Below are 23,710 nucleotides of genomic sequence, written 5' to 3' on the forward strand. Positions count from 1 at the left end.
CGTTCGCCTATCCCTCGACGAACACCTTCTTCAGCTCGTTCTTCATGATCTTGCCATTGGCGTTGCGCGGCAAGGTCTCGTGCCAGAACACCACCTTCACCGGCACCTTGAAGGCGGCCAGGCGATCGGCGACGAAGGCGCGCAGTTCTGCTTCCGAGGCCTCGGCGCCAGGCTTCAGCGTCACGACGGCCGCCGGTTCCTCGCCCAGGGTCTTGTGCGGAATGCCGACCAGGGCCGCGTCCATCACCGCCGGGTGTTCGTACAGCAGGTTCTCGACCTCGATGCAGTAGATGTTCTCGCCGCCGCGGATCAGCATGTCCTTGGCCCGGTCGATGATGTAGCAGAAGCCCTCTTCGTCCAGCCGCGCCAGGTCGCCGGTCCGCACCCAGCCGTCGACGAAGGTCTGGGCGGTGGCCTCGGGCTTGTTCCAGTAGCCCTTCACCACTTGCGGGCCCTTGCACCACAGCTCGCCGACCTCGCCGATCGGCAGCTCCTTGTAGGGAGCCTCCAACGTCATGATCTTCAGGTCGGTGACCGGCACGGCCGGGCCGCAGCTGTCGGGACGGTTCTCGTAGTCTTCGGCCGAGTTGCTGGTGGCGGTGGCCGAGGTCTCGGTCATGCCCCAGCCGTTGCCCGGCAGCGACTTGGGCCAGATCTCCTTGATCTTGCGCACCAGCTCCGGCGCCGAGGGCGCGCCGCCGTAGGCCACGGTCTCCAGCGACGACAGGTCGTAGTTGGGGCGGCTGGGATGCTCGATGATCTGCCAGGCGATGGTCGGCACGCCGCCCATCTGGGTCAGCCTTTCGTCCTGGATCAGCTGCATGGCCTTTTCCGGATCCCACTTGCGGATCATGGCCAGCTTGGCCCCGCCGAACAGCGAGGGGTTCATCACCGCGAAACAGCCGGTGGCGTGGAAGAACGGCACCGAGATCAGCGAACCCTTTTGCGGCAGGCTGGGATCGGGCTGGGGCGGCGCCTCGCCGCGCCGCAGGAAGCTGCGGGCCCCGGCGGCCGCGGCGGCGAAGATGTTGCTGTTGACGGCGCGATGCGTCGCGAGCGCGCCCTTCGGCTTTCCGGTCGTACCAGACGTGTAGAAGATCGTCGCGTCGTCCTCCGGGCCCAGCTCGACGGTCGACAGCGGCTTCTCGTCCAGCTTGATCCAGTCGTTGGGACAGCCGATCACCGACTCCATCCGCTTCACGTACGGGTGGGCGATGTCCTCCTTGGAGCGGCTGACATAGACCCGCTTCAACTCGGGGCAGTTGTCGAAATGCTCCTTGAGACGCTCGTAGCGCTCGACGTCCATGACCGCCACCGAAGCGCCGCTGTCGACCAGGCCGTATTCCAGCTCCTGGCCGGTCCACCAGGCGTTCAGCGGGGTCAGGATCGCGCCGATCGACAGGCCCGCGTAGAAGGCCACCGGCCATTCGGGCAGGTTGCGCATGATCACGGCGACCCGATCGCCCTTCTTGACCCCGGCCGCTTCGAGCTCGGCGGCGAACACGGTCGCGGCGCGGTAGAAGGCCTCGAAGCTGACCCGCTCGTCCTCATGGACCAGGTAGATCCTGTCGCCGTGCGCGCGGCCCACCAGCAGGGTGTCGCGCAAGGTCGGCGGGCAGTTCTTCCACACCCGGGTCTTCACGCCCCGGATGTCGATCTCCTCCATCTCGCCGGGCGAGCCTGGCGCGGTGATCATGGCGTAGGCCTGCTGCACCGACATGGCGGGCCAGGGGATGGCGGGGGTGGTCGGAGCGGCGGTGGGCGCGCCAGTGGTCGCTGAAGCGGCCTGGGTCATCGTTACTCTCCCGGTATGTGGTCGCGCCTTGTTCGACGGGCACGTTCACGCAAGGAAAAGCACAGCCGACGACGCGATGCAAACATCCGTTCGAACATAAGGGAACAATGATAAGTTAGATGCATGGATTGCATCGCCGGGCAGGCCCTCCCCCTGTGGGGGAGGCGGCCGAAGGCCGGTGGGGGGAGTTCACGGATCGCTGATCCGAGTTGCGACGGCTTCCGATCACTCCCCCACCGTCGGCTTCGCCGACACCTCCCCCACAGGGGGAGGGCCTTGGGCGCCGGCTTGCCGCGCCTCGCGGATCGCCCTACCTCAGATTCCCAAAACAGGGAGTCGCCCGCATGCGTCCGTGGATCTCGAGCCTCGCCGTCGCCGCCAGCCTGGCCCTGGCTGTTCCCAGCCTGGCCGCCCCGCCGCCGGTTCCCGTCGCCGCCGCGCCGGACGCCGCCCTCGCCGCCCGGCTCGACAAGGTGGTCGACGCCGCCGTCGCCGAGCAGCGGCTGGTCGGGACGGTGGTGCTGGTCGCCCGCGACGGCAAGGTCGTCTACCACCGCGCGGCGGGCCTGGCCGACCGCGAGGCGGGGCGCCCGATGCGCGAGGACGCGGTCTTCCGGTTCTCGTCGGTGACCAAGCCGTTCGTCAGCGTCGCGGTCATGAAGCTGGTCGAGGACGGCACGCTGCGGCTGGACGAGCCGGTGACCAGATGGCTGCCGGACTTCAAGCCGAAGCTGGCCGACGGGACCACGCCGGCCATCACCCTGCGCCAACTGCTGAACCACACCAGCGGCCTGACCTACGGCCTGGCCGAGCGGGCGTCGCACCCTTACCATCAGCTCGGCGTCTCGGACGGCATCGACAATTCGGGCCTGACCCTGGACGAGAACATGCGCCGCCTGGGCCAGGCGCCCCTCGCCTTCCCGCCCGGCTCGACCTGGCGCTATTCGCTGGCCATCGACGTGCTGGGTTCGGTGGTCGAGAAAGCGACGGGCAAGCCCCTGCCCCAGGTCGTGGCCGAGAGCGTGACCCGGCCCCTGGGCCTGACCGACGCCGGCTTCGTCGCCCGCGATCCGACCCGCCTGACCGCCGCCTATTTCAACGCCCAGCCCGCGCCCAAGCGGATGACCGACAATCTGGACGTCTCGTTGGGCGCCGGCGCCGTGCGTTTCGCGCCCAGCCGAGCCACCGACAAGACCGCCTTCCCGTCCGGCGGCGCGGGCATGGTCGGCACGGCCGGCGACGTCCTGGCCCTGCTGGAGACCGTGCGCCAGGGCGGCGCGCCGATCCTGAAGGCCTCGACCGTGGCCGAGATGATGAAGGACCAGGCCGGCGTCCAGGCGGCGACCCAGGGCCCGGGCTGGGGTTTCGGCTATGGCTGGGCGGTGCTGGACGACCCCGCCGTCGCCAAGACCCCGCAAGGCGCCGGCACGCTGGCCTGGGGCGGGGTCTATGGCCACAACTGGTTCGTGGATCCCAAGAACCGCCTGACGGTGGTGATCATGACCAACACCGCGTTCGAGGGCATGAACGGGCCTTTCACGACCCAAGTGCGCGACGCCGTCTACGGGCGGTGAGGGTTCGACGCGAGACGCTTTCGCTGGAGCCTGATCGGGCCTATCTTGAAGCGGTTGCGACGCCTGCCGCGCCGACAACATGGCCGTCGGCCGCATGACCCTCGGCCTCGCGGAGAGGTCCAGATGAAAATCCTTCTGACAGCGCTCGCGTCCGTCTGCCTGCTGGCGGTTCCCCTGCTGGCCGCGCCGTCGTCGGCCGAGGCGCAATCGCGCGGCGGCCGAGGGGGCGGCGGTGGTCATCACGGCGGCGGCGGCCACGGTGGCGGCGGCTACCATGGCGGAGGCGGCGGCCATGGTGGAGGCGGTTATCACGGCGGAGGCGGTTATCACGGCGGCTATGGCGGCTACCGCCATGGAGGCTACGGCTACGCGGGCTACGGCCATCGCGGCTATGGCTACGGTTATGGCGGCTACTGGGGATATGCCGGCGGCGTCGGGCTCGGTCTGGCCCTGGGGTCGGCCTATTCCTATCCGTACGGATACGGGTGGGGCGCCTATCCCGGCTACTACGGCTATCCGAGCTACTACGCCGCCCCGACCGTGGTCATCGAGCGCTCCGAGACCGTCTACGACGATCGCGACGAAGGCCCTCCGCCGGCTTATGGCGACAGGCCCGCCGCGCAAGGCGACGCCCCGTCGGCGGCCTGCGGCTCGTGGGCATGGGATGGCGCGAACCGCCAGTACTACTGGATGCCTTGCTCATCCTCGCCCCCGGGCCCGGTCCCGCCCCAGTCGCAGTCGCAGTCGCAGTCGCAGTCCCCGCCTCCCTCTCCATCCTGGCGTCCGCCGCCCGAAAGCCGCTGAGCGAACCGCGTTCAACCCTCGACCCATTTTGACCGCATCATCGTCCCGCCGACGCCCCAAAGTCGCGTCAGCCTAACGGAACGTCGGGGGACGTTTCGATTAGATGGGAAACCGCATGCGTTCATTTCTGACCCTCGGCGCCGCCACGATCGCGCTCGCCATCGCCGCCCCCGCCCTGGCGCAGACCACCGCCCCGGCGGCTCCCGCTCAAGATCCGGCCGCCGCGGCGGCCACCACGCCGGCTCCGGCCGCCCCCGCCGCGCCCGTGACGGCCGGCCAGCCGGTCAAGGACAACACCGGCGTGGTCATCGGCTCGGTCGCTGAGGTCAAGCCCGACGCCACCGGCAAGTCGATGGCCACCATCAAGATGGACGACAAGACCTTCGCCGTCGCCGTCAACAACCTGGCCGTCCAGGACGGCGCCACCCTGATCAACGCCAGCAAGGCCGAGATCGAAGGCATGCTGGGCGTGAAGAAGTAACCGAAGGCCGAGCGCCGTCCTGTCCTAGGGGGAGGACGGCGCCGGTTCGGCCGCGCTGCCCAGCTTGGCCAGCCCGCTGACGCAGGCGGTGCGCTCCAGGAGCGGCCCGCCGCGCCCGACCAGCACCAGATAGGTCTCGTCCTTGTCGGGCTTGTAGCCGACGATCTGGCCGTCATCGATCCAGGTCATGAACCACCGCCCCGTGACGGGCTTGGGCGGCTTTCCCTTGAGGGCGAGGGTCGGGCGAACGCGAAAGCTGCCGTTGACGGTGACGATCATCGCGCCGCCGCCGCCGGTCGTCCGCCCCGTCCGGACGCTGGAGACCCGGCCCAGCCAGGCCGTTTCCGCGTGGTCGAGCAGTCGTGACGCCTCGGCGAGCCGGCCGCCGTCGCAATCGGACGTGAGGTCCATCGCCGTCGCGGGCGTCGCGATCTGCGCCGCCGTCATGGTCAGCGCCGCCGCGATCCATCCTGCCTTCGAACGCGCCAAATTCGTCCCCCCGCGATCAGGCTTCACCCCAAGAGGGTGAACCCAAACCGCGAGGACCACAATCGACGGCGCCCTAGCCCACCGCTTCCAGGCGCGCCAAGGCGGCTTCCAGCTTGGCCTTGGCGGCTTCGGCCTCGGCCAGGCGCTCGCGGTTCTCCTCGACGACCTCTTCCTTGGCGCGGGCCAGGAAGTCGGGGTTGTTCAGCTTCTTGGCGGTCTTTTCGATTTCGCCGACCAGGTTGGCGATCTCCTTGGTCAGCCGCGCCTTCTCGGCCGTCAGGTCGATGAACTCGGCGATGGCCAGGGCGCCGGTCGCCTCGCCCAGCACGATCGGGACCGAACCGGTCGGGGCCGCATCGGCCTCGCGGGCGCTGTCCAGGCGGGCCAGGGTCAGCAGCAGATCGCGGTGGCGGGCCAGACGGCCCTTGGTCTCGGCGCTGGCGCCGATCACCGTCAGCGGCGGCTTGGCGCCCGGCGGCACGTTCATCTCGGCGCGGATCGAGCGGATCTCGCCCACGGTGTCGACCAGCCAGCCGATCTCGGCCTCGGCCTCGGGATCGATCCAGCTTTCCGGCAGCTCGGGCCACGTCTCGACGATCAGCATGCCCGTGCGGGGCGCGCCGAACTCGGCGGTCTTGTCCCACAGCTCCTCGGTGATGAACGGCATGACCGGGTGCAGCAGCTTCAGGATCACGTCCAGCGCCCAGGCGGCGGTGGCGCGGGTCTCGGCCTTGGCCTCGGCGTCGTCGCCGTTCAGGATCGGCTTGGCCAGCTCGACGTACCAGTCGCAGAACACGTTCCAGATGAACCGGTACAGCGCGTCGGCCGCGTCGTTGAAGGCCGGGGCTTCCAGGGCGCGCGTCACCTCGGCGGCGGTCTTGACCGTCTCGCCGCGGATCCACTTGTTGATCGGCTGCTTGACCGAGCCGGGGTCGAAGCCCTCGACGCGGACGCACTCGTTCATCTGGGCGAAGCGCGAGGCGTTCCACAGCTTGGTGCCGAAGTTGCGGTAGCCCTCGATGCGTTGCTTCGACAGCTTGATGTCGCGGGCCTGGCCCGACATCGCCGTCATGGTGAAGCGCACCGCGTCGCAGCCCAGTTCGTCGATCAGGACCAGCGGGTCCATCACGTTGCCCTTGGACTTGCTCATCTTGGCGCCCTTCTCGTCACGGACGAGGGCGTTGATGAACACCTGCTTGAACGGGACTTCGCCCATGAAGTGGATGCCCATCATCATCATCCGGGCGACCCAGAAGAAGATGATGTCGAAGCCGGTGACCAGGGTGCTGGTCGGATAGAAGCGCTTGAGGTCGTCGGTGTTCTCGGGCCAGCCCAGGGTCGAGAACGGCCACAGGGCCGAGCTGAACCAGGTGTCCAGCACGTCCTCGTCACGCTTCAGGATCGGGGCTTCGTCGCCATAGTGCAGCATGGCGGCGGCCAGCGCCTCTTCCTCGGTCTCCTCGACGAAGATGTGGCCGTCCGGGCCGAACCAGGCCGGGATGCGGTGGCCCCACCACAGCTGGCGCGAGACGCACCAGGGCTCGATGTTGCGCAGCCACTCGAAGTAGGTCTTTTCCCAGTGCTTCGGTTCGAAGACCGTCGCGCCCTCCTCCACCGCCTTCAGGGCGGGTTGGGCCAGGGTCTTGGCGTCGACGTACCACTGGTCGGTCAGGTAGGGCTCGATGACCACGCCCGAGCGGTCGCCGTGCGGGACCATGTGCTTGGTCTTCTCGATCTCGCGCAGCCAGCCGTCTTCCTCGGCCTTGGCGACGATCGCCTTGCGGGCCGCGAAGCGGTCGAGGCCGCGATAGGCCTCGGGGACCTCGTCGTTGAGGCGCGCGTCGGGCGTCAGGATGTTGATCGCCGGAAGGCCGTGGCGCTTGCCCACGCCGAAGTCGTTGAAGTCGTGGGCCGGGGTGATCTTGACCGCGCCCGAGCCCTTGGTCGGGTCGGCGTAGTCATCGGCGACGATCGGGATGCGGCGGCCGACGATCGGCAGGATCACATCCTTGCCGACCAGGTCCTTGTAGCGCTCGTCCGACGGATGGACGGCCACGGCGGTGTCGCCCAGCATCGTCTCCGGACGCGTGGTGGCCACGACGATGAAGTCGCGGGTCTCGAACTCGGTGGCCTTGCCCTCGTCGTCGAAGGCGACCGGGTACTGGAACGTCACGCCGTCGGCCAGCGGATAGGCGAAGTGCCAGTAGTGGCCGTCGACCTCCTTCTGCTCGACCTCGAGGTCGGAGATGGCGGTCTGGAACTGCGGGTCCCAGTTGACCAGGCGCTTGTCGCGATACAGCAGCTTCTGCTTGTAGAGCTGGACGAACACCTTGCGGACGGCGGCCGACAGGCCCTCGTCCAGGGTGAAGCGCTCGCGCGACCAGTCGCAGCTGGCGCCCAGGCGGCGCAGCTGGTTGGTGATCGCCCCGCCGCTCTCGGCCTTCCATTCCCAGACCTTGTCGACGAAGGCCTCGCGGCCCATCTCGCGACGGCCGATGTTGCCGGCGGCGGCCAACTGGCGCTCGACGACCATCTGGGTGGCGATGCCGGCGTGGTCGGTGCCCGGCAGCCACAGGGCCGACTTGCCGCGCATGCGGTGGAAGCGCGTCAGCACGTCCTGCAGCGTGTTGTTCAGCGCGTGGCCGATGTGCAGGCTGCCGGTGACGTTCGGCGGCGGGATGACGATCGTGAACGTCTCGGCGTTCGGGTCCTCGCTCGGCTTGAAGGCCCCGGAGGCCTCCCAGGCGGCGTACAGACGGGGCTCGACGGATTTGGGATCGAAGGTCTTTTCAAGCATGGCGCTGGGGATATGCCATCTGCGGCCGCCGGGCGAAACCTTGGGCCTTGGTTCATCTGGGATTTTTAGACGGAAAAAGGCGGTCGCCGGAGCGACCGCCTTCGAATTTCCGGTCCGTCACCGCCCGCCGAGGCGGGGATGACGGTCGATTATACGCTGCGACCGCGGGCGATGCGGTGGACTTCTTCCTCGACCTTGGTCTCGACGATGCGCGGCAGGTTCTGGTCCAGCCACTCCTTGAGCAGCGGGCGCAGCAGTTCGCGCACGACGTCTTCCAGGGTGCGGCCGTCCTTGGGCATCAGCAGGGCCGAGCTCAGGCTGCCGAACGCGGTGGCGGCCAGGCTGGCGGCGTGGTCGCCCACCAGGTTGTCGGCCACTTCGTCGCGCGAGAAGCCCTGGATCTGTTCCGGCTCGGGCGCGGGCGGCGGGGCCGGCGCGGGTTCCGGCTCGGGCTCCGGCGAATAAACGTCGATGTCGCCCATGGTCTCGACCGGCGCGGCCGGTTCGATCGGGTCGGTCAACTCCAGGACATCGTCCTCGGCCGGGACTTCCTCGGCGAGGGGCGCGGCTTCCGCTTCGGGCGCCGCCGCCTCCTCCGCCGGCGCGTCATCTTCCGAGATGATGCGTCGGATGGAGGCGAGGATCTCCTCCATCGTCGGTTCTTGGGGGCTCTGGTCGGACATGTGCGAGTCGTCTCGAAGGGGTACGAATCCTGTAGGCGCCCTGGCGGACGCTTACAGCGATGGTGCAGACTTGCGCGCCTTAAGCAAGCTCAAGGATGGCGGGCGCGCCAATTCGCCCTATTTGCCAGCCGGCTTGGGCTCGCCCTTGACCGCCGTCGAGGGGGCGCCGACCTTGTCCACCACCTGCACGATAGGCTCCCACGGCACCCAGCCGAAGGCGTGGTTGACCTTGTCGTATGACTTGACCGGATCGTAGCGCTCGACCTCGGGGGCCAGGTTGGCGACGTTCAGCACGCCCATGGCCTGCAGGACGCTGGCGCTGGCCACGTATTCGTCGCGGCGGGCCACGACCAGGGCGACCTCGGCGTTGGCCAGTTCCAGCTGGGCGTTCAGCACGTCCAGGGTGGTGCGCAGGCCGACCTGCTGCTCCTGGCGCACGCCTTCGAAGGCGATGCGCGTCGCCCGGACCTGTTCCTCGTTCGAGACCAGGTTGGCGCGCGAGGCCAGCAGGTTGTTCCAGGCGGTGGAGATCTGCTGCAGGGCCGAGCGCTGGGCGCCCTCGACCTGGGTGCGGGCGGCGTTCTCGCGCTCCTGGGCGGCGCGCACCTGCGAGCTGATCAGGCCGCCGGTGAACAGCGGCACCGAGGCGGTCAGCGAGGCGGTGTAGCCGCGGTTGTAGTCGCCGAAGTCGCGTCCTGTCCCGTTGGTGCGGGTGGCGTCGGTGTCGAAGCCCGCGCGGGCCCCGACGGTCGGGCGATAGGCCGCCTTGGCGACCGCGACGCGGGCCGCGGCGGCCTGTTCTGCGTAGCGGGCGGCCTGGATCTGCGGGTTGTTCTTGTCGACCAGGTCGAAGGCCTGCTCGACGCTGCTGGGCAGCAGGGCGGCCAGCGACGGCTCGGGGGCCAAGTTGGTCGGGTTCTGGCCGACCACGGCGGCGTAGGCCGCGCGGCTGGCGGCCAGGATGGCCTGGGCCGAGGACTGGCTGGCCTGGGCGGCGGCCAGGCGGGCCTCCGACTGGGCCACGTCGGTGCGGGTGATCTCGCCGACCTCGAAGCGCGCCTTGGACTCTTCCAGCTGGCGGTTCAGGACGCTGACGTTCTCCTGGGCGATGCGCAGGCGTTCCTGGTCGCGGCGGACGTCGACATAGCTCTGGATGACGTTGCCCAGCACCGACTGCTCGACGCTGCGCAGGTCTTCGCGGCCGGCCAGCACGTCGGCCTGGGCGGCGGTGAGGTTGGCGCTGGCGCGGCCGCCCGTATAGAGCGGCTGCTGCAGGGCCAGGCTGGCGCCGCTGCCGCTGCCGGTCGTGTGGTCGCGCGTGACGACCTGGCCGCCCACGATGGCGGTGGTCGGGTTCGCCAGATCCGTGCGCGAGACCGTGGCGTCGGCGGTCGCGTTCAACGTCGGGCGGAAGGCGGTCTTGGCCTGGACCACGCCCTCGTCGGTGACGCGCTGGCTGGCGCGCTGGCCCTGCAGGGTCGGGTTGGTCTGATAGGCCAGGGCCAGGGCGTCCGCCAGGGTCTCGGCCTGGGCGGCCGAAGCCAGGCCCGCCATGAGGCCCATGCTGCAAGCGGCGGCCAGCAAAGCGGCCCGACGGCTATTCGACATCAAGTTCATTCCCCACGAAACCTTCGCCAGACCCGGCGCGACGCCGCACCTATATGATCGGCTGTAAGGCGAGAGACCATAGGCCGCTAGTTAAGCTTTTTTCACGCAGACGTTGCGTCGTTGTTTCTGGACTGGAAGTCGTCAGAACGCAAAGCCCCGTTCGACGGTGAAACCGGCCAGCATTGGCGGGGTGGCGTCGAAAACGGCGCGGCGGCCGACGCCGTCCTCGGCCTGCACGTAGATCATGGCTCGCCCGACCGGGCCGTCGCGTTCGATCACCGCCAGGCGGCCGCCCTGGGCCAGGGCCTTGGTCCAGCTGGCCGGAGCCCGCGGCACCGCGCCTTCGCAGATGATCACGTCGTAGTTCGCGCCGGGCACGACGGTCAGGTCTTCGCCGTCCAGGCGGGTGACCTGCAGGCCCATCTTCTCCAGCACGGCGGCGGCGTAGGGGGCGGCGATGGCCAGGGCCTTGTCGCCTTCGCGCGGACGCAGGTGCTGCAGCAGCTTGCCCACTTCGCGCGGACGCAGCAGCCAGCGGCCGGGGGCGTATTCGACGTCGGCGTCGGCATAGGCCAGATAGCCCTTGCCGGCGGGCACGCAGGCCTCGCGCGGCACGACGCGCAGGGCGTCCTGCAGGGACAGATCGGTGACGTCGGCCGTGCGGATCTGGCTTTCGACCATGTTCAGGCGCGCGGCCGCGAAATCGGAGCTCATGGATTCCCTCGAAGGGCTGGAATTTTCAGCCCGCTTATAGGTCCGCCGCTCCCGTCTAGGCAATCAGGGCTTTGGGTCGAATGTCAGGCGCAGGCCTTGACCAGCCGCCGCAGGGGCTCGGCCTTGCCGACGAACCATTCGCCGTACTCCTCTTCCGGGGCCTCGATCGACACCTCGGTCCCGGCCGACTGCGTGAAGGCGGCCAGGACGGCGGGGGTGACCTTCAGCGTTCCGGTCAGCATGGACCGGGCCTCCGGCGAGTTGGTGTCTTCAGGTATGCCCACGAACGTCTTGAACGCCACCCGTCGCTTGCCCAGCACGACGGTCAGCGGGCGATGATCCCATTCCTTGCGGAAGTCCGTGTCGGAGCTGTCCGAAAAGCTCAAGGTGACGGTGTGGGTCGACCGCTGGCAGCGCGCCTGGAAAAGCACGCTGGTGTAGGCCCAGCTCAGGAAGGTGGCCGACGGCTCGCCGCGGCCATCCCCGTTGCGCTCGCGATAGATCCACTGTGCGTCGCGGTTCATCGGCGTTTCAGCGGCGCTGGCCGCGCCGCAGATCAACGCCGCACACGCGGCGAGCAGAATACGCATGGGCACGTCCATCAAGCTTGACCTTGCGCCGGAGCATAGGGCCGGCCGGAAAAACTACCAGCGCCTGTACCCGGCCACCCGCGCGGCGAAGGCGTCGGCGTCCTCATGGCCCTGCCAGTCGGCGATGGCGGGAACCAGGGAGGCGGCCTCCAGCAGTTGCTGCTGGGCGTCCTTGTAGCGGGCGGTGCGGGCGTAGCGGGCGGTGTCCAGGATCATGGCCCGCAGCAGCAGGGTGGCGGCCAGCGGGTGGCGGCCCTCGATGGCCCGGGCGGCGGGCTCCAGCAACTCGGGACGGTCGCCGTCCAGGTCGCCGAACCGGCGCAGCACCAGGCGCGCGGCGCGGTCCCAGGCCGGCCAGCGGATCAGGAAATCCAGGGCGGCGTGCGGGTCGTGGAAGTCCTCGGCATGGGCCAGGGCCTTGTCCTCGGCCTCGACGTCGTCGAAGTCGGGCAGGCGCTTGAGGTAGTCGCGCAGCCGCTCGACCGACAGGCCGCGTTCAAAACTGGCCCAGCGCATGTCCTGGGCCAGGTCGCCCTGCCCGCGGGCCTCCAGCACTTCGATATAGGCGTCCTCCCAGTCCAGGGCGCCCGGCCCAGGCAACGAAGGCCGGCCGAGCACCGCCCCAACCAGCTGGGCGAACGAGCCCGGCGTCGAGCGGTCTAAGGCCTTCACGGCCTCGTCCAGGCGGCCCGCCGCGGTCAGTCGTCGGGCGATCTGCGCCCCGATCGGCGGCAGGACGGCCTGGGAGTCGGTGAATTGGGCGATGTAGCCGTCGACGTCGCCCTGGGCGTCGGCCAGCACCTGGACGGCGGCCTTCAGCGCGCCGCTGACCCGCTTCTGCGAGGCCATGGTCGTCTCGACCTGCCCCCGCAGCGTGGCGACGCCTTGAGCGCCCAAGGCCGGCAGAGCGTTCTTCAGCACACGCGGCCCCAGCCCCGCCCGGCCATGCAGCAGCAGGTCCAGAAGCTGATCTCCGAGCGCTCGCGGATCGGGCAAGGCCAGGGGCGCGATCGCCGCCACGTCGTCAACGGCCGCGTCGAACACCGCCTCGACCTCGCCCTTGGCGTCGGCGGTGCGGTGGAACACGCCCTCGGCCAGGCCCAGGAACCGCAGCAGGGTCGGCAGGGCCAGGGTCGGGTCCAGCGCGGTCAGCCGCCCGGCGATCAGGGCGCGCTGCATGTCGAGCTCGCGCACGAACTCCTTGTGCTTGCGCCAGTGGATGCGGGCCCGACTGTCGGCGACGGTGTCGATGCGCTTGGCCAGTTCAGCGGCCAGGTCCTCGGGGCCGATCTCGCCGGCCAGCTCCAGGCGCAGCCGACGCTTGATCTGGGCGTGCCCCTCGGCGACGTCGATCAGCAGTTCGGCCAGCCGCTCCGCGCCCAGGGCGGCCAGATTGGCCGTCGTCAGCGTCTTCCGCGATCCCGTACGCTTCACCGTCGCCAGCGGAGTTCTCCGTCCGTGTCCGTTCGCCCGCGGCCGAGTCGCCGCGACCGTCCGCCTCCTTTAGCACGACGGCCCGGGACCACGACGATACGGGCGGTCGGCGCGGCCTGCGTCATCTCAGCAACAGATCACAAACGCCAGTGGTTTCAACGGGCTCCGCCGGGAACGCGAAGTCGTCGACCGTGTTGAGTCCCCGTTCAGAGGACTTATCCACATGGCCAGGGGCTGGGCGAGATCGGGAGCGGCGGCCGTCGCCTTGGCCGCCCTGTCTTTCGGCGCGCCGGCGCTGGCCCAGACTTCCCTGGCCCAGACCTGCCGCGCCCCGGCTCCCGCCGCCGGCCAGGTCGTCAGCGGGCCGGTCCTGCACGTCATCGACGGCCGCACCCTCTGCGTCGCCCGGGGTCCGACGCCCGACCAGTGGATCCCGCTGCGGATCGCGCCGGCCGTCCCCGCCCTGCCCGTCGACCGCCAGCGCCTGATGGCCGCGACCTTCTCCCAGTCCCTGACCTGCAAGATCACCGGCGGCGGCCCGGTGAAGACCGCGACCTGCACCCTGGCCGGTCGCCCTCTCGAAGCCCTACTGTCCGAACCCGCCGCGATCACCCAGGCCAAGACCTGGCGCTGACGCGATAATTTCGCCGCCCTCTTGCGCCGCGCCCCATCATGTAACATTTGAAATTACATGAAACCGAACAGCCGCCTTTCCGTCGCCCTGCACGTGCTGCTGCACATGGCCCAGCGTCGGGATCCCATGACCTCCGAGGACATGGCCGCCTGCGCGGGGACCAATCCGGTGGTCATCCGCCGCACCTTCGCGGGCCTGCGAGAGGCAGGGATCGTCGCCTCGACCAAGGGCCACGGCGGCGGCTGGCGGCTGGGCCGAGCGCTCACCGACGTCAGTCTCGCTCAGGTCCAGGACGCGCTGGACGAGCCGGTCATCGCCCTGGGAACGCCAGGAGGGGGAAAGTCCGAGGAAATGCCGGGCTGCGCCATCGAGAAGGCCGTCAACGCCGCCCTGGACGAGGCGGTGGCCGAAGCCCGCGCCCTGCTGGCCCGCAAGCTGGCCACGATCTCGCTGGCCGACCTGTTCGAGGGCATCGACGTCTCCCGCATTCCCCAGCCCAAGGATCACCCTCATGCTTGACGTGATCGTCGTCGGCGGCAGCTTCGCCGGCCTTTCCGCCGCCATGCAGCTGGCCCGCGCCCGACGCACGGTGCTGGTCGTCGACGCCGGCCTGCCCCGCAACCGCTTCGCCGACGCCTCGCACGGCTTCCTGGGCCAGGACGGCAAGCCGCCGGCCCAGATCGTGCGTGAGGCCGGCTGCCAGGTCGCGGCCTATCCCACGGCCGAGATCGCCAAGGGCGAGGCGCTGAGCGCCGAGGCCGTCCCCGGCGGCTTCGTGGTGACCCTGGCCGGCGGCCGGACGGTGCGGGCCCGCAAGCTGGTCCTGGCCACCGGCGTCGTCGACGTCCTGCCCGACCTGCCGGGCCTGAAGGAGCGTTGGGGCGCCAGCGTCGTGCACTGCCCCTACTGCCACGGCTACGAGCATCGGGACCGGCCGCTGGGCGTGCTGGCCAGTCATCCGATGTCGGCGCATCAGGCGGCGATGATCCCGGACTGGGGCCCGACCACGCTGTTCACCCAGGGGCGGTTCGAGCCGGACCAGGAGCAGCGCGCCCTGCTAGACGCGCGCGGCGTCGCCATCGAGCGCAGCCCGATCACGGCCCTGATGGGCGACGCGCCCGACCTGACGGCGGTCCAGTTGGCGGACGGCCGCGTCGTGCCGCTGAGCGCCCTGTTCGTGGCCCCGGCCCAGCGCATGGCCAGCCCGCTGGCGGAATCGCTGGGCTGCGCCTTCGACGACGGGCCGCTGGGTCCGATCATCCGGGCCGACGATTGGAAGGCCACCACCGTGCCCGGCGTGTTCGCGGCCGGGGACGCGGCGCGGCCGATGCAGAACGCCACCCTGGCCTCGGCCGACGGCGTGCTGGCGGGGGTGGGCGCGCACCAGTCGCTGATCCGCGACGCGCTGTTGGCGGCCTGATGAGCGTGTCGGCCTTCTCCGATCCCGAAGCCGTCGCCCGCTATGCCGAGGGCCCCGTGAGGCTAGTGCCGGGCTTCCTCGACCTCCAGCGCATGGCGGGCCTCCTGCTCGCCGAGCGCTGCGAGGACGACGCGCGCGTGCTGGTGCTCGGGGCCGGCGGCGGGCTGGAATTGAAGCGCTTCGCCGAGATGCAGCCTGGCTGGACCTTCGACGGCGTCGATCCGTCGGCGGAGACGCTGAAGCTGGCGACGCGAACCCTGGGTCCGTTGAACACACGCGCCACCTTGCACGAGGGCTACATCCAGGACGCGCCCGAGGGGCCGTTCGACGCGGCGGCCTGCCTTCTGACCTTCCACTTCATCGCGAAGGAAGACCGCGGGACGACGCTGGCCGAGATCCACCGGCGGCTGAAGCCCGGCGCGCCCTTCGTCGTGGCGCATCACAGCTTCCCGCAAGGCGAAGGCGACCAGGCCCTGTGGCTGTCACGCTACGCCGCGTTCGCGGCCGCCTCGGGCACGCCGTCGATCCAGGCCGAAAGCGCCGGCCAGGCCATCGGCGCAAGGCTGCCGATCCTGTCGCCCGAGGAAGACGAAGCGCTGCTGACCGAGGCGGGGTTCGTCGACGTCAGCCTGTTCTACGCCGCCTTCACCTTTCGGGGCTGGGTCGCCCGCAAGGCGGACGCCGCCTAAGCCGAGCGCTTGAAAGGCGCGGCGGGACAATGGGTTCGCAGGAACTCCTCATGGCTGGGCAGGGTCGCCACGAAGTCGGCCAGCATGGGGGCCGACTTGTCCATCAGGTTCATGATCACGCTCAGCGGGATGCGGTCGACCAACTGCTGGTAGCGGTCGGGCCGCACGCCCATGCCCTCCATCACCGACTGCCAGCTGGGGGCGCGGAACATGTCGTCGACGCCGTCGCGCAGCACTCCGGCCGCCTTGAACAGGGCGATGCGCTCCTTGAGGCTCTCCGGCGGATCGACCTTCTGATAGTCGCGCCAGAACGGCGTGTCGTCGCGCCGGGTGGTCACGTAGTGCAGGACGATGAAGTCGCGGATCTCCTCGTAGTCGGCGACCATCCGGCGGTTGTACTCGGCCGCCAGGGTCGGGTCGGCGTCCATGTCGGGCATGAACCGCAGCAGATAGTCCATGCCCTTGTAGATCAGGTGCAGGGCCGTGGATTCCAGCGGCTCGATGAAGCCGCAGGAGAGGCCGATCGACACGCAGTTCTTGACCCAGGGCCGCTCGCGCACGCCGGTCTTGAACGGGATGATCGCCGGGCCCAGCACGACCTCGCCCTGGACCTGGCTCATCAGGGTGGCGACGGCCTCGTCGTCGCTCAGATACTTGCTGGAGAACACGTAGCCGTTGCCCGAACGGTGCTGCAGCGGGATGCGCCAGCGCCAACCGAAGTCCTGGGCCTGGACCAGGGTGTAGGGATGGGGCGGGCCGACGTTCTCGGTCTGGGCGGCGATGGCCCGGTCGCACAGCAGCACGTCGCCCCAGTCGCGGAACGGCTCGCCCAGGGTCTTGCCGATCAGCAGGGCCCGGAAGCCCGAGCAGTCGATGAAGAAGTCGCCGGCCACCTCGCGGCCGTCCTTCATGATCACCTTGGCGACGCCGCCGTCGGGACGGGTGGCCACGTCGGTGACGATGCCCTCGGTGCGCTTGACGCCGCGCGCCTCGGCGAACCGGCGCAGGTAGAGCGCCACCAGCTTGGCGTCGACGTGCAGGGCGTAGTTGGCGTTGGCGATCATCGTGCGCTGGGCCTTGGCCGGCAGCATGAACTTGCCGGTGTCGGCCATCACCGTGGCCGGGGCGAAGTCCTGCAGCTTCGACGGATGGCCGTTCTGCTTGGCCCGCAGCCAGCATTGGTAGAACTCGTTGACCTCCAACGGACCGCCGATCTGGCCGAACGGGTGGTAGTAGACGTCGCCCTTCTCCAGCCAGTTCTCGAACCGGATTCCCAGCTTGAAGGCGGCCTGGGTTTCCTGAATGAATTCCTGCTCGTTGATCCCCAAGGTGCGGATCAGCTGGAGGAACGGCGGGATGGTGGATTCGCCCACGCCGATCGTGCCGATCTCCTCGGACTCGACCAGTTCGACCTGCGTCGGGCCGTTCTGGAAATAGTGGCTGAGCATGGCCGCGCAGATCCAGCCGGCCGAGCCGCCCCCGACGATGACGATCTTGTTCAGGTGGGCCATCTGTCTTGTTCCTACTCGGCCGCGACCGGCTGGGGACGGGCGTACTGTTCGATGAATTCGCCGTGGGTGCGGGTGGCGGCGACGGTGTCGGCCACGGCCTTGCGCATCTGCCCCAGGGCTTCCGTAAGCTGACCGGGGTCGAAACCGTCGACGCTGAGGTCGTAGGTTTCCGGCAGCAGGTCGAAGCCGGCATAGATGGCCAGCCAGCTAGGCTGGGAGAACATCTCCCAGCGGTAGCGGACGAAGTGCCCCTGGGCGCGCCACAGGTCCATCTTCTTCTGGAGGGTGTCGGGGACCGACATCTCGCGGCAATGGGTCCAGAAACCGGTCGGGTCATCGGTTCTCTGGTTCAGCTTGTAGTGCAGGATGATGAAGTCGCGGACGCGCTCCATCTCCAGGCGCGACATCTCGTTGAACTCGTCGACCACCGCCGGATCGAAGTCCCGGTTGGGGAAAAGCGACTTGATCTTCTCGATGCCCGTCTCGATCAGGGCGATGCTGGTGCTCTCCAGCGGCTCCAGGAAGCCGGAGGCCAGGCCCAGGGCGATGCAGTTCTTGTTCCAGGCCTTCAGGCGCCGTCCCGGATGGAAGCCGATCTTGCGCGGCTCGTGCAGCAAGCGCTCATCCAGAGCGCCGGTCAGGACCGCCCTCGCCGCCTCATCGGTGGTGTGACGGCTGGAATAGACGTAGCCGTTGCCCCAGCGGTGCTGCAGCGGGATCCGCCAGCGCCAGCCCGCTTCATGGGCGGTGACGTCGGTATAGGGCGGCGGCGCGCCCTTCCCTTCGCTCTGCACGGCCAGGGCGCTGTCGCACAGCAGCCACTGGCTCCAGTCCTCGTAGCCGGTGTGCAGAGCCTCCTCGATCAACAGGCCGCGGAAGCCCGAGCAGTCGATGAACAGGTCGCCCGCCACCGTCGCTCCGGTGTCCAGCGACACGGACTCGATGAAGCCGTCCTCGGCGCGCAGGTTGGTCTTGACGATCTTGGTGTCGATGCGCCGCACGCCGTTCTGCTCGGCGACCTGACGCATCAGGCGGGCGAACAGGCTGGCGTCGAAATGCAGGGCCCAGTCGAACACCGACAGGGTCGAGGGCGGATTGCGCGAGGGCGTGGTGAACTTGCCGCCGGCGGCCAGGCTGGCGCCCAGCGAATAGTCGCCGATCGGCGCGGCCTCGCCCAAGGCCCGCAGGCGCATCCAGTAGTGATGGAACGACACGCCCTTCAGGTCCTGGCCGTACAGGCCGAACGGATGGATGAACGACGAGCCGGGCTTCAGCCAGTCGTTGAAGCGGATGCCCAGCTTACAGGTGCCGCCGGTGGCCCGCAGCACGTCAACGTCCGACAGACCCAACGATTGATAGAAGCGACGGATGGTCGGGATCGTCGCCTCGCCCACCCCGATGGTGCCGATCTCGGAAGACTCGATCAGGGTGATGTCGACCGGCGCGCCGCCGAAATGATGCTTCAGGCTGGCCGCCGCCATCCAGCCGGCGGTGCCGCCGCCGACGATGACGATGTCGCGGATCCGCCGATCCCGCATGCTGTCCTGCATGGTTGCTTCCTACCCTTGATCGAAGCGCTTCACGGCTCCTCGTCGCGGACTTCGAACGCCCGTCTTGAACCTCATGCTAGCCGCCCCGCTCGAAAAAAGAAGCCGCCGTGACAGGGGTCACGGCGGCCCGCAGGGAAGGATTAGGCTAGATCACCACTTGGCGCGGATGCCGATGGTGTAGCGCGGCTCGAACTCGTTCTGGCTGAAGTACTGAGTCTTACCGTCGGCGAACCGCACGTAGTAATTCTCGATCTCGCCGGTCACGTTCGAGCCGTTCAGGTAGACGACCACGTTGTCGCGAACGTCGTAGCTGAGGTTCACGTCGACGAAGCCCGTGGCGTCCTGGAAGACCGCCAGGTTGTCACCGGAGCTGCCGGTGACGCTGTTGAGGCGATCGGTCCGGTAGTTGTAGGCGATACGGGCCTGCCACTTGTCGTCCTGGTACCAGCCCACGAGGTTGTACTGGTACTTGGAGTTGTCGGTGAACGGCAGCTTCTTGCCGTCCAGGCCGAGGCGCGACTCCGAGCTGGGCGAGTAGGTGGCGTTGGCGTCGATACCGAAGTTCGAGAAGAACCCGCCGTCGTGCAGCAGGTCGCTGAACGCCAGCTTGGTGCCGGCTTCCAGACCCTTCACCGAACCGCCGTCGCCCTGGATGGGTTGGGTGACGTTCACTTCGCGCGGCGTGCCGTCCTGGTCCTTGAAGGTGCCGCGGGTGGTGCCGCCGGTGACGAAGCTGTCGATCTTCAGCTTGAACACCGACAGGTTCACCATCGAGGCGCCGCCGAAGTAGTACTCGACCGCGCCGTCCAGGTTCGTGGAACGCCACGGGTTCAGGTACGGGTTGCCCGAAGAGCTGGCGCCCGTCACGCAGCGGCCCGGCTTGGTGCCGCAGTCCGCGGTGGCGATGCTGAGACCGCCGCCGTAGTTCTGCAGGTCCAGAGGCTGCATCGTCTTGGAATAGGCGAAGCGGAACTTCAGGTTGTCGGTGGCGTCGTAGACGGCGTTCAACGACGGCAGCCAGTCGGTGTACTTGCGGCTGGTGACCGTGTCGCCGACATCCAGGTTGGTGTCGCCGTAGTTCTGGGTGTCGCCCGTCAGGTTCTGCTTCACCAGCAGGTGCGTCTGGATGACGTGCAGGCCGACGTCGCCCGACAGCTTGCCGATCTCGAAGTTGGCCGCGCCGTAGGCGCTTTGCTCCTTCAGGGTCACGTCATAGGTCACGCCGGGGATCTGATAGCGGACCGCCGCGCCGAACACCTTCTCCTGGAAGGACTTCACGTCGTCGAAGTCGTGGGGATCGACGACCCAGAAGCCTGGGATGCCCTGGGTGATGGAGCCCAGGTCGTCCATCCAGATGACGTTGTTGTAGGCGTCGATCTTGGTCGGGCGGTTGACGGTGTAGCCCTGGAAGATCGGCGCGCCGCCGGCCGGGTTGGGCACGAACTCGCCCGCCTGGCACTGGTTCTGGTCCATGACGACGTCGATGGCCTTCCACTGGGCGAAGCAGCCCGCGGCCGGCACCGGCGTGCCGTTGGCCTGAACCGCGCCCGGAACGCCGCCGTAGAACGGCGAGAACAGGTGGAACGCCTCGACGTCGACCGAGCGGTCGCTCTGGCGAACGCCGGCGTCGATCTTGGTGATGAAGCCCAGGAACTTGTCGTCGAACTTGTAGTGTCCCTCGGCGCGGAACACGTTCATGTCGGACTCGACCTCGTTGTTGCCTTCCGACGAGAAGGCCCCGATGGCGTAGCTGTCCTTGTTGGCCATGTAGTCTTTGAGCGTCTTGCCCGCGCCCAGGCCGCCGACCAGCGGGCGGTCGAAGCCGCTCCAGACCGCCTTGTTGCCACCGATGTTGTAGTGCAGCTGCGGGTTGGCGCCGTAGCCCTGCGGGTTCGGGTTCAGGTAGCAGCCGCCGGCGCTGCCGGAGATGGCGTTGCTGCGCTGCGAGGTCGGATACTGGGCGCAGATCGCCGCCGGATAGAACGGTCCGCGCGTGCGGTCGGCCGCGTTGCGGAACAGGTTGAACCGACCGTCGGCGTACTGCCAGTTGCTCAGGTCGCCCTGGGCCTGGCCGTTCATGCTGAGACGGTCGCCGCTGGCGCGGATGGCCCGCACTTCGCTCGTGAAGTTGCCGCCGTTGTCGTACTTCAGTTCGAGGTTGTAGTTCTTGGTTTCCGACTTGGTGGTGCGGTTCACCGAGAAGCTGTTCACCCACCAGGCGTTGATGTCGTACTCGTCGACCGCCACCCAGGGACGGCCGTTGCCGGTGCTGTTCTGGCCCGTGGGATCGAACACGGTCGGGGTCGTCCAGACGCCGAAGGCGCCGCCGTCCCAGCGGTTGGAGATGTTGATGCCGGCGGCGCGGTTATACTCGTCGAGCTTGGCGTAGAAGCCCTCGGCGACCAGGGTGAAGCCCTCGCCCAGGTCAGCCTCGAAGGCCACGTTGACGCCCAGGCGCTTGCGCTCGACCTCGCGGTGGAAGCTTTCGAAGCCGTGCGGCGAGATGAAGTTGTTGGCGGCCGAACCGCCCCAGTCGTTGTTGCCCGACAGACCCACGACGCCCGACGAGTTGTTGCCGAGGTTGGCCTTGCTGGCGGTGGCGGCGATCATCAGGCCGACGCGCTCGTTGCGCCAGTTGACCAGGCCGTTGATCAGGTAGTCGTTTTCCTTGGTCCGCTCGCCGCGCTGGCCTTCCAGGCCGCCGGCGACCGAGAAGCCCTGCTCCATCTGGAACGGACGACGGGTGCGCAGGTCGATCGTGCCGGTGATGCCCGACAGGGCGTTGGTCGGATCGGTCGACTTGTAGACCAGCACCTGGTTCATCAGCTGGGCGGGAACGTCCAGCAGGTTCGGCTGGGCCGAGCCCATGTTGCCGGCGCTCAGATACTGTTCGCCGTTCAACAGGGTGATGACCTGGGCCAGGCCGCGGATGTTGACGGTCGCGCCTTCGCCGGCGTCACGCTTGATCTGCACGCCAGGAATGCGCTGCAGCGAGTCGGCGATGGTGGTGTCGGGCAGCTTGCCGATGTCTTCCGACGAAATCGCGTCGACGATCGAGGCTTCGCGCCGCTTGACGTCGACCGAGCGCATCTGCGAGCCGCGGATGCCGGTGACGACGATTTCCTCGACCTGCGAGGCGTCCGACGTCTGGGCGTAGGCGCCCGTGGCCAGCGCCATGGACGAGGCGCCCGCCAGCAGCGCCAGGGTCATCCCCCGGGCCAACGCGGACTGGTTTCGTGGATTGGACAAGGTCTTCGCTCCCCAAAATATTTTTATGGCCGTTCTTCACCCCCGCCGGTTTCGACGCGGGCTGTATCCGTTTTTCGCCTGTCGCCGAGGTCGCCAGCCTGCCCGGCGAGCCCCGTTTTCAAGTGAAAACCTGTGGCGACCCCTGCGCCCCTCGACGCATACGCTGGCTCACGCCCTCCCCAGCCGTGTCCCAAGATTGATAAATGTCCCGCTCGTGTCAATCAAAATGTCAACGTTGTCATTTTGTGGCCAAGACGTACAAAAACACGCTCCGCCCGGACCACCGACAGCGCAGTCAAACGACAAGTATCATTGTTTTTCCTGGATAATTTACGGATCTAAGGTTCGATACGCCCTTGATATCAAGTGCAGCACGGCTGAGCACGGCAAGACATCCCACCTACGAGATCGACCATGTTTCGGCATCGAATTTCCCTTACGGCGCACCGGATCGACTGAATCGCATGTCCCGTCATGACCCGAAATGTCCTCATCGATGACGTTTGTGGACAAAATAAATGTCCTGTCACATGACATCGTTGTCGGGCTGAGCTATGGCTTTGATCAACGGGGCGGCGGCGATCTGCGTGATCGGAGCGGGCGGCGCGATCATCTAGTGTTGGGTGCGGCAAAGGTTATGGCGACGATCCACGATGTGGCGCTGCGAGCGGGCGTGTCGCCCAAGACCGTCTCGCGCGTCCTGAACGATCACGAGAGCGTCACCGCCAAGACCCGCGAACGGGTTCGAGGCGCCATGCAGGCGCTCGACTACCACCCCAACACCGTGGCGCGCGTCCTGCGCTCGCAGGCCGCCCCGGCGGTCGGCATCCTGATGGGCGACCCCAGCGGCGGCTATCAGACCCGCATCCACCACGCCCTGATGGTCGCCTGCCTGCAGAACGGCCGTCACCTGTCGGCCGAGCTGGTCGAAGGCGACATGGCCGGCTGGCAGGACCGCATCCGCGCCTTCGTGACCGAGGGCGGCATCCGCGAAATGGTGCTGCTGCCGCCCGAATGCGACTTCGCCCCGCTCAAGGCCCTGCTGCGCGAGCACGACGTGCGCTGCGTGCTGATCTCGCCGACCAGCCCCGATTCCCTGTCGCCCAGCATCGTCATGGACGACCGCGCCGCCGCCCGCGAGGTGGTCGAGCACCTGTTCAGCCTGGGCCACGAGCGGATCGGCCACATCGCCGGCCATCCCGACCACGCCGCCAGCACCCTGCGCCGCAACGGCTTCAACGAGGCCTACGCCGCCGCCGGCAAGCCGCGCCCCGACCCCGCCCTGATCGTCCCCGGCGACTTCAGCTTCAAGGGCGGCCTGGCCGGCGCCCAGGCCCTGCTCGACATGGCCGACCCGCCGACCGCCATCTTCGCAGCCAATGACGACATGGCCGCCGCCACCTGCATGGAGGCCCAACGGCGCGGCCTGAAACTGCCGGACGATCTGTCGGTGGTGGGCTTCGACGACGCGCCGATCGCCGCCGCGATCTGGCCGTCCCTGACCACCATCCGCCAGCCCTTCGACCAGATGACCCAGCGGGCCATCACCGCCCTCAACGCCTGGAACGCCAACGAGGCGCTCGGCAAGTCGGCGGCGACGATCCTCACCCAGCACAGCCTGGTGATCCGCGAATCCACCGGCCCGGTCCGCGCCGGATAGACCTGAAGTCCTATCGCGTCGGCGAGCT

Annotated in this window: 19 protein-coding genes; 8 read left to right on the forward strand and 11 right to left on the reverse strand. The window is 68.4% G+C overall.

The annotated features are described in order from the left end of the window. Positions 1-7 precede the first annotated feature (7 nt). Entirely contained in the window at positions 8-1,795 is a 1,788-nt protein-coding gene (locus tag AC1DYP_RS00145) for a class I adenylate-forming enzyme family protein (protein ID WP_477044601.1), read from the reverse strand. Between the two features lie 344 nt (positions 1,796-2,139). Between AC1DYP_RS00145 and AC1DYP_RS00150 the strand changes: the two genes are divergently transcribed. From AC1DYP_RS00150 to AC1DYP_RS00160, 3 genes are all read left to right on the forward strand, one after another. Further along, the gene (locus AC1DYP_RS00150) at positions 2,140-3,369 is read left to right on the forward strand and encodes a serine hydrolase domain-containing protein (protein WP_477044602.1); all 1,230 of its coding nucleotides are present in this window, start codon (positions 2,140-2,142) and stop codon (positions 3,367-3,369) included. A gap of 123 nt (positions 3,370-3,492) precedes the next feature. Then, positions 3,493-4,173 carry a hypothetical protein gene (locus AC1DYP_RS00155; protein WP_477044603.1) on the forward strand — a complete coding sequence of 227 codons (681 nt, stop codon included), beginning with the start codon at positions 3,493-3,495 and terminating at the stop codon, positions 4,171-4,173. Positions 4,174-4,288: 115 nt separating this feature from the next. After that, positions 4,289-4,654, forward strand: a complete 366-nt coding sequence (locus AC1DYP_RS00160) for a hypothetical protein (RefSeq protein ID WP_477033301.1) — start codon at positions 4,289-4,291, stop codon at positions 4,652-4,654. Between the two features lie 24 nt (positions 4,655-4,678). Here AC1DYP_RS00160 and AC1DYP_RS00165 read toward each other — a convergent pair whose 3' ends face one another. The 7 genes from AC1DYP_RS00165 to AC1DYP_RS00195 all read right to left on the reverse strand — a co-directional run bounded on the left by AC1DYP_RS00165 (position 4,679) and on the right by AC1DYP_RS00195 (position 12,969). After that, the gene (locus tag AC1DYP_RS00165) at positions 4,679-5,143 is read right to left on the reverse strand and encodes a hypothetical protein (RefSeq protein WP_477044604.1); all 465 of its coding nucleotides are present in this window, start codon (positions 5,141-5,143) and stop codon (positions 4,679-4,681) included. A 73-nt stretch (positions 5,144-5,216) separates the two neighbouring features. Next, the gene (locus tag AC1DYP_RS00170) at positions 5,217-7,940 is read right to left on the reverse strand and encodes a valine--tRNA ligase (protein WP_477044605.1); all 2,724 of its coding nucleotides are present in this window, start codon (positions 7,938-7,940) and stop codon (positions 5,217-5,219) included. A 149-nt stretch (positions 7,941-8,089) separates the two neighbouring features. Continuing rightward, the gene (gene popZ / locus AC1DYP_RS00175; protein ID WP_477033304.1) at positions 8,090-8,623 is read right to left on the reverse strand and encodes a pole-organizing protein PopZ; all 534 of its coding nucleotides are present in this window, start codon (positions 8,621-8,623) and stop codon (positions 8,090-8,092) included. A 117-nt stretch (positions 8,624-8,740) separates the two neighbouring features. After that, positions 8,741-10,231, reverse strand: coding sequence for a TolC family outer membrane protein (locus tag AC1DYP_RS00180; RefSeq protein ID WP_477033305.1), 1,491 nt, complete (start codon positions 10,229-10,231; stop codon positions 8,741-8,743). Positions 10,232-10,372: 141 nt separating this feature from the next. Then, on the reverse strand, positions 10,373-10,945 hold the full coding sequence (locus AC1DYP_RS00185) for a protein-L-isoaspartate O-methyltransferase family protein (RefSeq protein WP_477044606.1): 573 nt from the start codon (positions 10,943-10,945) through the stop codon (positions 10,373-10,375). Positions 10,946-11,028: 83 nt separating this feature from the next. Then, positions 11,029-11,535, reverse strand: a complete 507-nt coding sequence (locus tag AC1DYP_RS00190; protein ID WP_477044607.1) for a hypothetical protein — start codon at positions 11,533-11,535, stop codon at positions 11,029-11,031. Between the two features lie 54 nt (positions 11,536-11,589). Beyond that, positions 11,590-12,969, reverse strand: a complete 1,380-nt coding sequence (locus AC1DYP_RS00195; protein ID WP_477044608.1) for a DUF6880 family protein — start codon at positions 12,967-12,969, stop codon at positions 11,590-11,592. Between the two features lie 265 nt (positions 12,970-13,234). Between AC1DYP_RS00195 and AC1DYP_RS00200 the strand changes: the two genes are divergently transcribed. Genes AC1DYP_RS00200 through AC1DYP_RS00215 form a run of 4 tightly spaced genes read left to right on the forward strand, consistent with a single transcriptional unit; the run spans position 13,235 to position 15,712 of the window. Next, positions 13,235-13,603 (forward strand): hypothetical protein, encoded by a 369-nt coding sequence (locus AC1DYP_RS00200; protein WP_477044609.1) that lies wholly within the window; start codon positions 13,235-13,237, stop codon positions 13,601-13,603. Between the two features lie 57 nt (positions 13,604-13,660). Further along, the gene (locus AC1DYP_RS00205; protein ID WP_477044610.1) at positions 13,661-14,122 is read left to right on the forward strand and encodes an Rrf2 family transcriptional regulator; all 462 of its coding nucleotides are present in this window, start codon (positions 13,661-13,663) and stop codon (positions 14,120-14,122) included. Next, positions 14,115-15,023 (forward strand): NAD(P)/FAD-dependent oxidoreductase, encoded by a 909-nt coding sequence (locus tag AC1DYP_RS00210; RefSeq protein ID WP_477044611.1) that lies wholly within the window; start codon positions 14,115-14,117, stop codon positions 15,021-15,023. Before AC1DYP_RS00205 ends, AC1DYP_RS00210 begins: the two co-directional genes overlap by 8 nt. Then, positions 15,023-15,712, forward strand: a complete 690-nt coding sequence (locus AC1DYP_RS00215; RefSeq protein ID WP_477044612.1) for a class I SAM-dependent methyltransferase — start codon at positions 15,023-15,025, stop codon at positions 15,710-15,712. Before AC1DYP_RS00210 ends, AC1DYP_RS00215 begins: the two co-directional genes overlap by 1 nt. Here AC1DYP_RS00215 and AC1DYP_RS00220 read toward each other — a convergent pair. From AC1DYP_RS00220 to AC1DYP_RS00230, 3 genes are all read right to left on the reverse strand, one after another. Further along, positions 15,709-17,223 (reverse strand): tryptophan halogenase family protein, encoded by a 1,515-nt coding sequence (locus AC1DYP_RS00220; RefSeq protein WP_477044613.1) that lies wholly within the window; start codon positions 17,221-17,223, stop codon positions 15,709-15,711. The genes AC1DYP_RS00215 and AC1DYP_RS00220 overlap by 4 nt on opposite strands. A gap of 11 nt (positions 17,224-17,234) precedes the next feature. Then, positions 17,235-18,761 (reverse strand): tryptophan halogenase family protein, encoded by a 1,527-nt coding sequence (locus tag AC1DYP_RS00225; protein ID WP_477044699.1) that lies wholly within the window; start codon positions 18,759-18,761, stop codon positions 17,235-17,237. Between the two features lie 162 nt (positions 18,762-18,923). Next, positions 18,924-21,983 carry a TonB-dependent receptor gene (locus AC1DYP_RS00230; protein ID WP_477044700.1) on the reverse strand — a complete coding sequence of 1,020 codons (3,060 nt, stop codon included), beginning with the start codon at positions 21,981-21,983 and terminating at the stop codon, positions 18,924-18,926. A gap of 676 nt (positions 21,984-22,659) precedes the next feature. On the opposite strand from AC1DYP_RS00230, the gene AC1DYP_RS00235 reads away from it, so the two are divergent. Next, the gene (locus tag AC1DYP_RS00235) at positions 22,660-23,682 is read left to right on the forward strand and encodes a LacI family DNA-binding transcriptional regulator (RefSeq protein WP_477044614.1); all 1,023 of its coding nucleotides are present in this window, start codon (positions 22,660-22,662) and stop codon (positions 23,680-23,682) included. Positions 23,683-23,710 lie beyond the last annotated feature (28 nt).

Source organism: Caulobacter sp. P1_D6, assembly GCF_056406095.1.

Bases quoted from the DNA above. Each gene is read 5' to 3' on its own strand.
- AC1DYP_RS00215 (WP_477044612.1), top strand. From the start codon at position 15,023: ATGAGCGTGTCGGCCTTCTCCGATCCCGAAGCCGTCGCCCGCTATGCC.
- AC1DYP_RS00145 (WP_477044601.1), bottom strand. From the start codon at position 1,795: ATGACCCAGGCCGCTTCAGCGACCACTGGCGCGCCCACCGCCGCTCCG.
- AC1DYP_RS00185 (WP_477044606.1), bottom strand. From the start codon at position 10,945: ATGAGCTCCGATTTCGCGGCCGCGCGCCTGAACATGGTCGAAAGCCAG.
- AC1DYP_RS00150 (WP_477044602.1), top strand. From the start codon at position 2,140: ATGCGTCCGTGGATCTCGAGCCTCGCCGTCGCCGCCAGCCTGGCCCTG.
- AC1DYP_RS00180 (WP_477033305.1), bottom strand. From the start codon at position 10,231: ATGTCGAATAGCCGTCGGGCCGCTTTGCTGGCCGCCGCTTGCAGCATG.
- AC1DYP_RS00205 (WP_477044610.1), top strand. From the start codon at position 13,661: ATGAAACCGAACAGCCGCCTTTCCGTCGCCCTGCACGTGCTGCTGCAC.
- AC1DYP_RS00220 (WP_477044613.1), bottom strand. From the start codon at position 17,223: ATGGCCCACCTGAACAAGATCGTCATCGTCGGGGGCGGCTCGGCCGGC.
- popZ (WP_477033304.1), bottom strand. From the start codon at position 8,623: ATGTCCGACCAGAGCCCCCAAGAACCGACGATGGAGGAGATCCTCGCC.
- AC1DYP_RS00225 (WP_477044699.1), bottom strand. From the start codon at position 18,761: ATGCGGGATCGGCGGATCCGCGACATCGTCATCGTCGGCGGCGGCACC.
- AC1DYP_RS00210 (WP_477044611.1), top strand. From the start codon at position 14,115: ATGCTTGACGTGATCGTCGTCGGCGGCAGCTTCGCCGGCCTTTCCGCC.
- AC1DYP_RS00160 (WP_477033301.1), top strand. From the start codon at position 4,289: ATGCGTTCATTTCTGACCCTCGGCGCCGCCACGATCGCGCTCGCCATC.
- AC1DYP_RS00190 (WP_477044607.1), bottom strand. From the start codon at position 11,535: ATGCGTATTCTGCTCGCCGCGTGTGCGGCGTTGATCTGCGGCGCGGCC.
- AC1DYP_RS00230 (WP_477044700.1), bottom strand. From the start codon at position 21,983: ATGACCCTGGCGCTGCTGGCGGGCGCCTCGTCCATGGCGCTGGCCACG.
- AC1DYP_RS00170 (WP_477044605.1), bottom strand. From the start codon at position 7,940: ATGCTTGAAAAGACCTTCGATCCCAAATCCGTCGAGCCCCGTCTGTAC.
- AC1DYP_RS00235 (WP_477044614.1), top strand. From the start codon at position 22,660: ATGGCGACGATCCACGATGTGGCGCTGCGAGCGGGCGTGTCGCCCAAG.
- AC1DYP_RS00155 (WP_477044603.1), top strand. From the start codon at position 3,493: ATGAAAATCCTTCTGACAGCGCTCGCGTCCGTCTGCCTGCTGGCGGTT.